This window comes from Cupriavidus sp. 10L43_2, assembly GCF_056395265.1.
Genome location: NZ_JBFTJE010000025.1, coordinates 41,973 through 54,754 on the forward strand (window position 1 = coordinate 41,973; position 12,782 = coordinate 54,754).

The following is a 12,782-nucleotide window of genomic DNA, read 5'->3' on the forward strand; positions in this document are numbered from 1 at the left end:
TCCGGAGACCCCATGCCGCAATCCATTCCTGCCGTGACCGATCCCGGTCCGGACAAGCAGTACGCCGAGGCGCTGGCCGCCGGCCAGTTCCGCATCCAGCTTTGCGGGGGCTGCCATCGCCATGTCTTCTATCCGCGCAATATCTGCCCGCACTGCGGCGGTGATGCGCTGGCCTGGACCACCCCCGCCGGCACCGGCACGGTCTACTCGACCAGCGTGGTGCGCCGCAAGCCCGACGCGGGCGGCGACTACAACGTGGTGCTGGTGGACCTGGACGAAGGCGTGCGGATGATGAGCCGGGTCGAGGGCATCGCCCCGGCCGAGGTGCGCATCGGCATGCGCGTCAAGGCGCGTGTGGCGCCGGCAAAGAGCGATACCGAACCGGCGCTGGTCGTGTTCGATCTGGTTGGGGAGGGCTGAACCATGGCAAGCAACGGATCGCACCTGCGCGGTGGCGTGGCCATTGTCGGCGTGGGCCAGGCCGGCCTCGGCGAGGCCCATGGCAAGACCGAGATGGAAATCCTCGTGGAGGCGGCCAAGGCGGCCGTGAAGGATGCGGGGATGTCGATGCGCGACATCGACGGCATCGCCACGGCCAGCGTCGGCGCCACCATGTGGGTCATGCCGGTGGCGGAGTACCTCGGCATCCAGCCGAAGTTCGTCGACAGCACGATGATCGGCGGCTCGAGCTTCGTCTCGCACATGCTGCCCGCGATGATGGCGCTGGAAGCCGGCCTCTGCGACGCCGTGCTGGTCTGCTACGGCAGCAACCAGCGCACCTCCACGGTGGGCCGGGCAGGCATCGGCAAGGTGCGCGCCGTGCTGGACCCGCAGCCGTACGAGAACCCCTACCAGCCGCTGGCGCCGATCACCTCCTACGCGCTGGCCGCCGCGCGGCACATGCACCAGTACGGCACCACGCGCACGCAGCTGGCCGAGGTGGCCGTGGCGGCGCGCCAGTGGGCGCGGATGAACCCCGAGGCGATGATGCGCGACCCGCTCTCCATCGAGGACGTGCTGGGCGCCCGCATGGTGTCCGACCCGCTCTCGGTGCGCGACTGCTGCCTGGTGACCGATGGCGCCGGCGCTTACGTGATGGTGCGGGCCGACCGCGCGAAGTCGCTGGCCAAGCCGCCGGTGTACGTGCTCGGCAACGCCACGGCCACCTGGCACCGGCAGATTTCGTCGATGCCGGACGTAACGGTGACGGCGGCGCAGGAAAGCGGCGCCCGGGCCTTCGCGATGGCGGGGCTCAAGCCGTCCGACGTGGACGTGCTCGAACTCTATGACGCCTTCACGATCAACACGATCCTGTTCCTCGAGGACCTGGGCTTCTGCGCCAAGGGCGAGGGCGGGGCGTTCGTCAGCGGCGGGGCCATCGCCCCGGGCGGGCGGCTGCCGGTGAACACCAACGGTGGCGGCCTGTCATGCGTGCATCCGGGCATGTACGGCATGTTCATCACCATCGAGGCGGTGCGGCAGCTGCGCGGCGAGTGCGGCGAACGGCAGGTGGCGGGGGCGGAGATCGCGCTCGTGCACGGCAACGGCGGGACCTTGTCCAGCCAGTCCACCGCGCTGCTGGGTACGGCGGCGGCGCTCTGACCGGCGTCCCTCACCCGTGCGGGGGGCGACCCCACACGCGGTGAGGGATGACCCATCATCGTCCATTGTCCCGTCGGGACCATGGCGGGAACATCCTTCGCATCCACACAGCGAGGGGGGTTCCATCATGAAAAGTCGCCTGTATTACTCGATCGCGGTGCTCTGCGGCGGCGTGTTGCTGGCCGCCGTGTGGTTCGGCGCCCCAAGTGCGCGCGGCGAGGCGATTGGCGAGGGGGCCGCCAACGTCAGCTGCACGTACTCGCACCGCCTGCCGGACGATCCGATCATCTACCCGGGCAAGCCGGGGATCGCGATGTCGCATGACTTCTTCGGCCATACCACTACCACTGGTAACACCACGGCGGAAGACCTGTACACGGAGCACAGTTCCACCTGCGAGAACGCGGCGGACAACACGTCCTACTGGGCGCCTTCGCTGAAGCTGCCGGATGGGCGCGTGGTGGCGCCCCAGTACCAGAAGACCTACTACCAGAACCGGGCCTTCCCGGCGAACACGCACCGGCGGGTTACGGTGATTCCGCCCGGGCTGCAGATGCTGGCCGGCGATCACCGTGGCACGGGGCCCAGCGTGGCGGTCAACTTCCTCTGCACGGGATCGAAGAAGGGCTACACCCGCACGCCCCCGAACGATTGCGTGCCGGACGCGAATGGCAACGTCCAGCTGAATATCGCGCTGGCGTTTCCGAACTGCTGGGACGGGGTGCACCTGCATCCGTTCCGAAGCGGCCGGAACAACATCGCCTATGCCAACGCCGACGGGGTCTGCCCGACGGACTACCCCGTGCCGCTGCCGCACCTGAGCTTCAATCTCGCCTACCAGATTGGTGATGTGAGGGATCTGACGGACGCGCAGCTCTCGATGGACCCGACGCTGGACAAGAACGGGAATGTGGAGAGCCTGAACTGGGGCTCGATCTACACGGCCCACGCCGATTTCTTCAATGGCTGGACCGAAGACGCGATGCGGTACATCGTTGAATACTGCCTGAACCTCAGCCGTTCCTGCTCCCGCACCGTGGCCTATGCGTTCACCCGGCCTACCGCGGATGCCACCGTCCGTGGCGGCGAGACCGCGAACGATAACTTCGGGCAGGAGGCATCGCTGTTTACCCAGCGTGCGGTCGGCAGCGAGCCGGAATCGAAGATCTACATCATGATGCCGATTCCGAAGGGCGCCGTGGAGATCCCGCCCGAGTTCACGCCGGAGTACCGGCTGATGATCTGGGGCGGCGGCGTGGATGCTACGGCCATCATCAGTGCGCAGAGCACGGCGACCAACTGGCACGAGGACCATATCAACAACCATAACGCGCCGACCTGCAGCGGGCCGTCCGCCACGCTACACCTGGATACGGCCAAGCACTACCGGTACTTCAACGTCACGGATCTGGTCAAGACGGCCATTGCCGGTGGCCACGACACCATTTCGTTCTGCATCCGTGGCAACCCGTCCGGCAACGGCTTCAAGTTCGACAGCAAGGAGGGCGCGAACGGCGCCATCCTGTACCTCTATGCATTGAATCCGCTCTGAGCGCGCTGGCTCAGCGCGCCACCTCGGCCCAGGCCTGCATGGCCTGGCCGCCGGCATCGTCGCCGGTCCACAGGATGACCCGGCCATCGCGCTCCGGGTCGTCCTGCCCGCCTACGCTCACCGTGTCCTGATGGAACAGCGGCGCCACGCCACGGAAGCCGAAGCGCGCCACCCGTGCCTCAGGCCGGGCGTGCCGCAGCAGTTCCAGCATCAGCATGGCCTGCAGGGGGCCGTGGACGATCAGCCCGGGATAGCCTTCCACGTCACGCACGTAGTCCAGGTCGTAGTGGATGCGGTGCCCGTTGAACGTGAGCGCCGAGAAGCGGAACAGCATGACCGGATCGGCCTGCAGCGTGCGGCCGAACTGCGCCGTGTGGGGCAGGCGTGGGCGCGGCGGCTGGGGGGTGCCGCGCTCGGGCATGGCGCGATAGACGATGTCGTGCCGCTCGGTCAGCGCGGTCTCGCCGTCCACGGTCAGCACGTGGTCCACCGTCACGAACCAGAGTTCGCCGGTGCGGCCGGACTTGTGCTGCACATCGGTGATGGTGGAGGTCTTGGTCACCGTGTCGCCCACGCGCAGGCCGCGCGTGAACGTCAGCTCGCCGCCGGCCCACATGCGGCGCGGCAGCGGCACGGGCGGCAGGAAGCCGCCCAGCGCGGGATGGCCATCGGCGCCGAGGTCGCGTTGCGGGGCGCGCGGCAGGAAGTAGAGCCAGTGCCATAGCGGCGGCAGGGGCTGGCTGGCGACGGCTTCGCCATCGAGGTCCAGCGTGGCGGCCAGCGCGAGGACTGGTTCGGGCGCGAGGGTCTCGGTGCGCGTCTCCGAGCGGCCGATCCATTCGCGCAGTTGTTCGAGCGTGGGGGTCTGGGTCATGGGATTGGATTCCTTCCTGTCAGCGGGCGAACGGCAGCCAGTCGCGCACGTCGGCCGCCTGTTCGAGTTGCCAGACGCGCGCGATGATCGTGCGCATCTCGGCTTCCGTGGCGCCGTGCCGGAACGCGCCGAGCTGGATTGCCTTGGCCTCCAGTTCGGGGCGCGACAGCGTGTTGTCCGGATCACCCTTGGGTACGTCCACGCGGGCGCCTAGCGTGCGGCCATCGTTGGTGCGCACGGTCACGCGGCCAATCCACTGGCGCGGATAGGCGGCGTTGATCTCGTCGTCCAGCTCCATGGTGACCTTGTCGCGGAACGCGGCCACCTCGGCGTCGCGCAGCGCGTGCTCCTCGAACTCGCCCAGGCCCGCATGGGCGTACCACGCGACCAGCCCGAGTACGGTGCCCATCGAGAACTTGGCCTGATGGATGGTGCGCGGGTCCACCACCGGGCCGAGCACGTCGATGGCGCCCTGATGTACATGGGCGGTGACGGCGGCGATGTCGCTGGCGCGCAGGCCATCGCGCTGCATCAGCGCCTTGAGCGCGTCGGCGGCGGGGTGCGTATGGCGGCACGAGGCGAAGAACTTGAACGAGGTCTCTGCCGTGGCCCAGCGCGTGCCCAGGCCATCGGTCAGCGCGGCGGGGTTGGCATCGCTCGACATGCCGGCAGCCATGCCCTGCGCCCCTTCGAGGATCTGCCGGGCGCCGGTAAAGCCCGCGCGGGCGAGCCAGGCCGACTGGAGCCCATCGGCGGCGGCCTTGGCCGTGTGCAGTTGCTTGGAGTCGGCGGCGTCGCGCAGGAATTCCCACAGGCCGGCGGCCTGCGTGCCGGCGGAGCCGAGCGCCTGGTTGATGCCTTCCGCATCCAGGCCAAACAGCTTGGCCACCRCCGCCGCAGCCGCCAGCGTGCCGACCGTGCCGGTGGTGTGGAACACCCGGTAGTGCGAGCGGCCCATGAATTCGCCGATGCGGATACCGGCCTCGTAGCCGGCGATGCTGGCCAGCAGCACCTCGGCGCCGGTCTTGCCCTCGGCCTGCGCGGCGGCCACCACGGCCGGGAACACCACGGCGGCCGGATGCAGCACCGAGCCGTTATGCACATCATCCTGTTCCACCACGTGGGACGAGGCGCCGTTGATCAGCGCGGCGAAGTAGGGCGAGGTGCGGCGCCGGTCGACAAAGACCTCGGCGTCGCCGCCCTGCGGCCCCATCGCGGCGGCGAATTCCTGGATGCGGCGCACGGCGGGCGCGTCCTTGCCGGCGATGGCCGATGCCATCCAGTCGAGAAACAGGTCCTTGGTGCGCTCGATGACCGGCGCGGGGACGTCGTCGAGCGTCAGGCGGGCCAGGAAGTCGCAAAGCTGGCGCGTCGGGTATTGCGGTGCGGCTTGGTCGGACATGGGAATCTCGGCAATCTCAGTAGGAACGGGGCAGGTCCAGCACGTGTTCGGCCACGTAGGACAGGATCAGGTTGGTCGAGATCGGCGCAACCTGGTACAGGCGCGTCTCGCGGAACTTGCGCTCGATGTCGTACTCGGCGGCGAAGCCGAAACCGCCGTGGGTCTGCAGGCAGACGTTGGCGGCCTCCCACGAGGCATCGGCGGCCAGCAGCTTGGCGATATTGGCCTCCTTGCCGCAGGGCTTGCCGGCGTCGAACAGCTGGGCGGCCTTGTAGCGCATCAGGCTGGCCGCCTCCACGTTGACGAACGAACGGGCGATGGGGAACTGCACGCCCTGGTTCTGGCCGATGGGGCGGTCGAACACGATGCGCTCGCGCGCATAGCTGCTGGCGCGCTCGACGAACCAGTAGCCGTCGCCGATGCACTCGGCGGCAATCAGGATGCGCTCGGCGTTCAGGCCGTCGAGGATGTACTTGAGCCCACGGCCTTCCTCGCCGATCAGGTTCTCGGCGGGGATCTCCAGGTTGTCGAAGAACAGCTCGTTGGTCTCGTGGTTGACCATGTTGCGGATCGGCTGGACGGTCAGGCCCTTGCCGATGGCCTCGCGCAGGTCCACCACGAACACGGACAGGCCCTCCGACTTCTTCTTCACCTGATCCAGCGGCGTGGTGCGGGCCAGCAGCAGCATCAGGTCCGAGTGCTGCACGCGCGAAATCCACACCTTCTGGCCGTTGACGATGTATTTGTTGCCCTGGCGCACGGCGGTGGTCTTGAGCTTGGTGGTGTCGGTGCCGGTGGTCGGCTCGGTCACGGCCATCGACTGCATGCGCAGCTCGCCGGAGGCGATGGCCGGCAGCCAGCGCTGCTTCTGGGCCTCGGAGCCATGGCGCAGCAGGCAGCCCATCACGTACATCTGGCCGTGGCAGGCGCCCGAGTTGCCGCCGCTGCGGTTGATCTCCTCCATGATCACCGACGCCGCCGTCAGCGGCAGGCCGGAGCCGCCGTAGGCTTCGGGAATCAGCGCGGAGAGCCAGCCGGCCTGCGTCAGCGCCTGGACGAAGGTCTCCGGAAACGCGTTCTGTTCCTCCACCCGCTGCCAGTAGGCGGAGTCGAAACCCGCGCAGAGGTCGCGCACGGCTTCGCGGATTTCCGGGTAAATCTGGTCTTGGTCCTGTTCGGGAAGCATGGCAATGTCGGTCCGTGTCGAAGTGTGGCCATTATTCCCGAGGGGCCACGCCGGGGACATTCGGATTTGCCGAAGCGAGGCTTTGGGGCGGGGCCAGGGGGTTTGGGAAATCTGGCCCGGCCGGTCCGGGGGGGGCAGGGACCCATTAGGGGGAACCCTTGCACTTCACGGGCGCCGTGCTCCGCCTTCGGCAAATCGGAATTGTGCCGCGCGGCGATTGCTTCCACGCTGCGGCCATCGATTCTCAAACCAGACGCGTGGAACACGCGCACCCAGGAGACGCTGTATGAAATCATCCAGGCCGAAGACCRCCGTGATCGCCCATCATTGCCGAAACGTGCTGTGGGCGGCACTTGGCATGGCCGCCGCCGTGGCCCTGACCCTGCCGGGACGCAGCCACGCGGCAGATCCGTATCCGGCCAAGCCCATCACCATGGTCGTGCCATTCGCGGCGGGCGGCCCCACGGACGTGGTGGCGCGCTCGGTGGCGGCGGCGATGTCGAAGTCGCTGGGCCAGACCGTGGTGGTGGAAAACCGCCTCGGGGCGGGCGGCACGGTGTCCGCCGCCTACGTGGCCAAGGCCGCGCCGGACGGCTACACGATCCTGATCCATCACAACGGCATGGCCACGGCGCCGGCGCTGTACTCCAAGCTGTCGTACAAGCCGCTGACGGACTTCAGCTTCGTCGGCCAGGTGGCGGACGTGCCGATGACGCTGCTGGGCCGGCACGACCTGCCGGCCAACACGCTGCCGGAGCTGATTACCTATATCAAGCAGAACCAGAACAAGGTGAACCTGGCGAACGCCGGGCTGGGCGCCGTGTCGCAGCTATGCGGCATGCTGTTCCAGAAGGCCATCGGCGTGGAATTGCAGACGATTCCGTACCAGGGCACCGCGCCGGCGCTGACCGCGCTGCTGGGCGGTCAGGTGGATGTGCTCTGCGACCAGACCACGCAGACGCTGCCGCATATCAAGGCGGAGAAGGTGAAGCTGTACGGCGTGACCACGGCGGAGCGGATTCCCGCGCTGCCGAATACCCCCACGCTGCGCGAGGGCGGGCTGAAGGGCTTCGAAGTCAAGGTCTGGCACGGCATCTACGCGCCCAAGGGCACGCCGCCGGCGGTGATCGACAAGCTCAACGGCGCGCTGCGCGCCTCGCTGAAGGACCCGGCGGTGGCGGCGCGGCTCCAGGAACTCGGCGCGGTGATCGTGCCGGCGGACAAGCAGACGCCTGAGGGGCTGCGCACCTGGCTGGCGGCGGAGATCGACAAATGGTCGCCGATCATCAAGGAAGCCGGGGTGAAGGCGGACTGACGGCCCGCTGACCCCGGGGCGGCGGGAGACCGGCTAGACCGGCTCCCGCGCCGCCTCCACCAGATACTGGATCAGCGTTTCGGCGAACTGGGGCAGTTCGCGCCCGGGCCGGCGCACGAGCCGCAGCTCGCGGCGCGCCCAGTCGTCCTCCAGCCGGATAAAGCGCAGCACCTTGCGGCTGGCGTAGCGGCGCGCGCAACTGTTCGGCACGATGGCGATGCCGGCGCCGGCTTCCACCATCCGGCACACCGCGTCGAAGCTGCCCACCTGGATCCGCAGGCTGATGCGCTTGCCCATGCCATTGGCAATCCGGTCCAGGAAGGACTGGATCGCCGAGAACTGGTTCAGCCCGACGAAGCGGCAGCTATCGAGCAGATCGGCGAAATGCAGCGTCTTGAACGCCGGCAGCGGATGGTTGACCGGGGCGATCACGATCAGTTCGTCGCTGCAGAGCTGCATCGCGTCCAGGTCCTGCGTGGCCACCTCGCCGGCCACGATGCCCAGGTCGGCCGCGCCCGCGCCGATGGCCGAGACGATTTCGGCGGACAGGTGCTCCTCCAGCTCGACATCGACATCGGGGTTCTCGGACAGGAAGCGCGACAGCGCCGTGGCCAGGAAGGAGTTGGTGGCCGTGGTGTTGGCCAGCAGCCGGACCCGCCCCTTCACGCCCTTGGCATAGGGCCGCAAGTCGGAATGCATGCACTCCAGCTCGCGGAACACCTCCCGCGCGTGGCGCAGCAGGGCGTCGCCGGCCGGTGTCAGGCGCACGCCTTTCACCTGGCGGATCAGCAACTGGGTCTGGAACGCCTCCTCCAGCTGCTTGATGCGCGTGCTGGCGGCAGGCAGGGACAGGAAGCTGCGTTCGGCCGCCCGCGTCAGGTTCTCGGTCTCCCCCACATTGAGGAAGAGGCGCAGGTCGGTCAAATCGTAGTGCATGGTTTCGTTCGTGCCAAAGGCCACTTTTGTGATTTGTGAATTCCAAAGTCAGCGCCGACAATCTATCGTATCTTGCGCCGCAATAAAACGGGGATGTTCCCCGGTGCGGCGGCAATGGCGCGCCAGTGCGCAGAACAGGAGCGAGACGATGAGCGGTTTGATGGCAGGCAAGGTGGTGGTGGTGACGGGCGCGGGTGGCGGCATCGGGCGTGGGATTGCCCTCGGCATGGCGGCGGCCGGCGCCAAGGTGGTGGCGAACGACCTGGGCGTGAGCATGACCGGCGAGGGCGGCGACGCCGGCCCGGCCGAGCGCGTGGCGGCGGAGATCCGCGCGGCGGGCGGCGAGGCCGTGGCCAACACCGAYAGCGTGTCTGGCTGGAGTTCGGCCAATGCCATCGTGCAATGCGCGCTGGACCACTTTGGYCGCATCGACGCGGTCGTCAACAACGCCGGCAACCTGCGCGATCGCATGTTCTTCAAGATGAACGAGGAAGAATGGCGCTCGGTCATCGACGTGCACCTGAACGGCACGTTCTATGTCAGCCGCGCGGCGGCCAACTACTTCAAGGACCAGGAGAGCGGGGCGTTCGTTCATATGACGTCGACCTCGGGCCTGATCGGCAACCTCGGCCAGGCCAACTATTCGGCGGCGAAGCTGGGCATCGCGGCGCTCTCGAAATCCATCGCGCTGGATATGGCGCGCTTCAACGTGCGTTCGAACTGCATCGCGCCATTCGCCTGGAGCCGCATGACCAGCTCGATTCCGTCCGAGACGCCGGAGGAGAAGGCGCGCGTGGCGCGGCTGCAGAAGATGGAGGCGGGCAAGATCTCGCCAGTGGCCGTGTTCCTGGCCAGCGACGCCGCGCACGAGGTCAACGCCCAGATCTTCGCCGTACGCGCCAACGAGATCATGCTGATGAGCCAGCCGCGCCCGGTGCGCTCGGTGCATACCAGCGAGGGCTGGACGCCGGAGACCGTGGCGGAGATCGCCATGCCGGCCATGCGCAGCAGCTTCTTCGCGCTCGATCGCTCGCCCGACGTGATCAACTGGGATCCGATCTGATCCACGCCAAGCCGTTGGCGGCGCCACACGTGTGATCGTGTGTGCGCCCGCTTCGGAAATTGCTGCGACGCAAAACGCCGCGCGCGCGGACCGTGGCACGCAAAGTGCTCGTACCGTCCCGCAGGGTGGCGGGCCAGCGCCGCGCGCACTTGCGCGGTGCGTGGCGCAGGCTGCCACCGGGAGCAAACGCAATGTCGGTGCATGCGCGCCGGGTCGGGCGTGCAGTGGGGCGTGCCATGCGAAGTCCGATTGGCACTCGGTGGTCGACACTGCTGACGGCCCCTCATGAATCTTCACGCGGCAACTAGCCGCAGTGAAAACACCAACGTCCGCGTGGTCATCATCGCCATGCGCGCGGTGGTCGAAAGCTATGTCATGAAGGCAGGCGCGAAGCTTGCCCGTCATGCTGCTGTGCGCACGCATTGCGCATGACGTCATGCGCGGATCGTTCGTTTGCACGATGGCGGATGGCCACGTGTCGCGGCATAGTGAAAGCGCTCTGCAGAAGCGATGTCGGTGCATGACCGACAGACGTGTCAGACGTTACTGGATTCGATGCATCGTTACACACGGCGTTGTGCACTTCACGCCGGAAAGGTGTAAGGTGTGTCACAAGCATGGTCAATGGCCCGTCGCAGCGGGATGAGAACAGCGAGGGATTCGTGCAGTGCGAAACGCGAAGCGAGTTGTGTTGCGTTGCGTGTCGCAAGGAACGAACGGACGTGCATCACACGTCAACTCTGTCCTCATGAACGCCGTTATTTGACTATGATGAAGTAAAGACTTCGCAACATGGCAACTCCGCCAGGCCGGGGTGGTGGAACGCAAAATTGCCGCGAATGTCTTAGGGGAGTCAAACTGCCTTCGCCTCGGACGTGGGACTCTGACGGGAGTGAGGTATGGACATTTTTGGCCACTACGCCACGCGCTTCGAAGCACGCAAGGAAGAGGAATACAGCATCCAGGAGTACCTGGAGATCTGCAAGAAGGATCCTACTGCCTACGCGACTGCTGCCGAACGTATGCTCGCCGCAATCGGACAGCCTGAACTGGTGGATACCCACCACGATCCTCGACTGTCCCGACTGTTCTTCAACAAGGTCATCCGGGTCTACCCGGCCTTCCGCGACTTCTATGGAATGGAAGACACGATCGAGCAGATCGTCTCCTTCTTCAAGCACGCGGCGCAGGGCCTTGAGGAACGCAAGCAGATCCTGTATCTGCTCGGGCCCCCGGGCGGCGGCAAGTCGTCTCTCGCGGAAAAGCTCAAGGCGCTGATGGAAGAGATTCCCATCTATGCGCTGAAGGGTTCCCCCATCCATGAATCGCCGCTCGGGCTGTTCTCTTCCGACGAAGACGGCAAGATCATGGAGGAGGACTATGGCATTCCGGTGCGCTACCTGAATACCATTCCCTCGCCGTGGGCGGTCAAGCGCCTGCACGAGTTCAATGGCGATATCACCAAGTTCCGCGTGGTCAAGCTCAGGCCATCGGTGCTGTCGCAGATCGCGATTTCCAAGACGGAGCCTGGCGATGAAAACAACCAGGATATCTCCTCGCTGGTCGGCAAGGTCGACATTCGCAAACTGGAGGATTTCCCGCAGGACGATCCGGATGCCTATTCCTATTCCGGCGGACTTTGCCTGGCCAACCGTGGCCTGCTTGAGTTCGTGGAAATGTTCAAGGCGCCCATCAAAGTCCTGCACCCGTTGCTGACCGCTACGCAGGAAGGCAACTACAAGGGTACGGAAGGCTTCGGCGCGATTCCGTTCGATGGCGTGATCCTCGCCCACTCGAACGAGGCGGAATGGCAGACCTTCAAGGCTGACAAGAACAACGAGGCATTCCTCGACCGGATCTATATCGTGAAGGTGCCGTACTGCCTGCGCGTGTCGGACGAGGTCAAGATATACGACAAGCTGCTGCGCAGCAGTTCGCTCTCGGCGGCGCCCAACGCCCCGAACACGCTCAAGATGATGGCGCAGTTCGCGGTGCTCACGCGGATCAAGGAGCCGGAGAACTCGAACGTGTTCTCGAAGATGCGTGTCTATGACGGTGAAAGCCTCAAGGACGTGGACCCGAAGGCGAAGTCGTACCAGGAGTACCGCGACTACGCCGGCATCGACGAAGGCATGAACGGGCTGTCCACGCGCTTCGCGTTCAAGGTGTTGTCCAAGGTGTTCAACTTCGACAATACCGAGGTCGCGGCCAACCCGGTGCACCTGCTCTATGTGCTCGAGCAGCAGATCGAGCGCGAGCAGTTCCCGCCGGAGCAGGAAGCCAAGCTGCTCTCGTACATCAAGGAGTACCTGACCACGCCGTTCGTGGAGTTCATCGGCAAGGAGATCCAGACCGCTTACCTGGAGTCGTATTCCGAGTATGGCCAGAACATCTTCGACCGTTACGTGGTGTTCGCCGACCTGTGGATCCAGGACCAGGAGTACCGCGATCCGAACACCGGCGAAATCCTCGATCGCAACGCGTTGAACGATGAACTCGAGAAGGTGGAGAAGCCCGCGGGGATCTCGAACCCGAAGGACTTCCGCAACGAGATCGTCAACTTCGTGCTGCGGGCGCGCGCCAACAACGGTGGCAAGAACCCGGTCTGGACCAGCTACGAGAAGCTGCGGATGGTGATCGAGAAGCGCATGTTCTCCACCACGGAGGACCTGCTGCCGGTGATCTCGTTCAACGCGAAATCGACGCGGGAGGATCAGGACAAGCACGAGAACTTCGTCAACCGGATGGTGGAGAAAGGGTACACGCCGAAGCAGGTTCGACTACTGGTGGAGTGGTATCTGCGCGTCAGGAAATCGTCGTAACAGCAACCGGACGCGGTCTCCTTCATCCAC

The 12,782-nt window shown here is 66.0% G+C and carries 11 protein-coding genes; 7 read left to right on the plus strand and 4 right to left on the minus strand.

All coding sequences use genetic code 11. The annotated features are described in order from the left end of the window. Positions 1 to 12: 12 nt before the first annotated feature. The 3 genes from AC1DEL_RS25685 (at position 13) to AC1DEL_RS25695 (ending at position 3,154) form a co-directional block, all read left to right on the plus strand. Positions 13 to 420, plus strand: a complete 408-nt coding sequence (locus AC1DEL_RS25685) for a Zn-ribbon domain-containing OB-fold protein (RefSeq protein WP_092293398.1) — start codon at positions 13 to 15, stop codon at positions 418 to 420. A gap of 3 nt (positions 421 to 423) precedes the next feature. Then, positions 424 to 1,602 (plus strand): thiolase, encoded by a 1,179-nt coding sequence (locus tag AC1DEL_RS25690; RefSeq protein WP_477126389.1) that lies wholly within the window; start codon positions 424 to 426, stop codon positions 1,600 to 1,602. 127 nt (positions 1,603 to 1,729) lie between these two features. Next, the gene (locus AC1DEL_RS25695) at positions 1,730 to 3,154 is read left to right on the plus strand and encodes a DUF1996 domain-containing protein (protein ID WP_477126390.1); all 1,425 of its coding nucleotides are present in this window, start codon (positions 1,730 to 1,732) and stop codon (positions 3,152 to 3,154) included. A 10-nt stretch (positions 3,155 to 3,164) separates the two neighbouring features. On the opposite strand, the gene AC1DEL_RS25700 is transcribed toward AC1DEL_RS25695, so the two are convergent. From AC1DEL_RS25700 to AC1DEL_RS25710, 3 genes are read right to left on the minus strand one after another with little or no spacing between them, the layout of a single operon-like run. After that, positions 3,165 to 4,028 (minus strand): HTD2 family dehydratase, encoded by an 864-nt coding sequence (locus tag AC1DEL_RS25700; RefSeq protein ID WP_092293392.1) that lies wholly within the window; start codon positions 4,026 to 4,028, stop codon positions 3,165 to 3,167. A gap of 19 nt (positions 4,029 to 4,047) precedes the next feature. Then, on the minus strand, positions 4,048 to 5,430 hold the full coding sequence (locus tag AC1DEL_RS25705) for an MmgE/PrpD family protein (protein ID WP_477159214.1): 1,383 nt from the start codon (positions 5,428 to 5,430) through the stop codon (positions 4,048 to 4,050). A 16-nt stretch (positions 5,431 to 5,446) separates the two neighbouring features. Continuing rightward, positions 5,447 to 6,616, minus strand: a complete 1,170-nt coding sequence (locus AC1DEL_RS25710; RefSeq protein ID WP_477126391.1) for an acyl-CoA dehydrogenase family protein — start codon at positions 6,614 to 6,616, stop codon at positions 5,447 to 5,449. A 286-nt stretch (positions 6,617 to 6,902) separates the two neighbouring features. On the opposite strand from AC1DEL_RS25710, the gene AC1DEL_RS25715 reads away from it, so the two are divergent. Then, positions 6,903 to 7,931 (plus strand): tripartite tricarboxylate transporter substrate-binding protein, encoded by a 1,029-nt coding sequence (locus AC1DEL_RS25715; protein WP_477159215.1) that lies wholly within the window; start codon positions 6,903 to 6,905, stop codon positions 7,929 to 7,931. Positions 7,932 to 7,964: 33 nt separating this feature from the next. Here the strand turns inward: AC1DEL_RS25715 and AC1DEL_RS25720 are convergent, their stop codons facing one another. Then, positions 7,965 to 8,867: a LysR substrate-binding domain-containing protein gene (locus tag AC1DEL_RS25720; protein WP_144197788.1), complete on the minus strand. Its 903-nt coding sequence runs from the start codon at positions 8,865 to 8,867 to the stop codon at positions 7,965 to 7,967. A gap of 148 nt (positions 8,868 to 9,015) precedes the next feature. Here AC1DEL_RS25720 and AC1DEL_RS25725 point away from each other — a divergent pair, with 148 nt between their 5' ends. From AC1DEL_RS25725 to AC1DEL_RS25735, 3 genes are all read left to right on the plus strand, one after another. Further along, entirely contained in the window at positions 9,016 to 9,930 is a 915-nt protein-coding gene (locus AC1DEL_RS25725; RefSeq protein WP_092293384.1) for an SDR family NAD(P)-dependent oxidoreductase, read from the plus strand. 285 nt (positions 9,931 to 10,215) lie between these two features. After that, on the plus strand, positions 10,216 to 10,362 hold the full coding sequence (locus AC1DEL_RS25730) for a hypothetical protein (RefSeq protein WP_477126392.1): 147 nt from the start codon (positions 10,216 to 10,218) through the stop codon (positions 10,360 to 10,362). Between the two features lie 467 nt (positions 10,363 to 10,829). Further along, a complete protein-coding gene (locus tag AC1DEL_RS25735; RefSeq protein WP_441593671.1) occupies positions 10,830 to 12,752 on the plus strand; it encodes a PrkA family serine protein kinase in 1,923 nt (640 codons plus the stop codon). Positions 12,753 to 12,782: the final 30 nt, after the last annotated feature.

Coding starts and splice junctions, on each gene's coding strand:
- AC1DEL_RS25690 (WP_477126389.1), top strand. CDS start 424: ATGGCAAGCAACGGATCGCACCTGCGCGGTGGCGTGGCCATTGTCGGC.
- AC1DEL_RS25720 (WP_144197788.1), bottom strand. CDS start 8,867: ATGCACTACGATTTGACCGACCTGCGCCTCTTCCTCAATGTGGGGGAG.
- AC1DEL_RS25685 (WP_092293398.1), top strand. CDS start 13: ATGCCGCAATCCATTCCTGCCGTGACCGATCCCGGTCCGGACAAGCAG.
- AC1DEL_RS25710 (WP_477126391.1), bottom strand. CDS start 6,616: ATGCTTCCCGAACAGGACCAAGACCAGATTTACCCGGAAATCCGCGAA.
- AC1DEL_RS25735 (WP_441593671.1), top strand. CDS start 10,830: ATGGACATTTTTGGCCACTACGCCACGCGCTTCGAAGCACGCAAGGAA.
- AC1DEL_RS25730 (WP_477126392.1), top strand. CDS start 10,216: ATGAATCTTCACGCGGCAACTAGCCGCAGTGAAAACACCAACGTCCGC.
- AC1DEL_RS25695 (WP_477126390.1), top strand. CDS start 1,730: ATGAAAAGTCGCCTGTATTACTCGATCGCGGTGCTCTGCGGCGGCGTG.
- AC1DEL_RS25700 (WP_092293392.1), bottom strand. CDS start 4,028: ATGACCCAGACCCCCACGCTCGAACAACTGCGCGAATGGATCGGCCGC.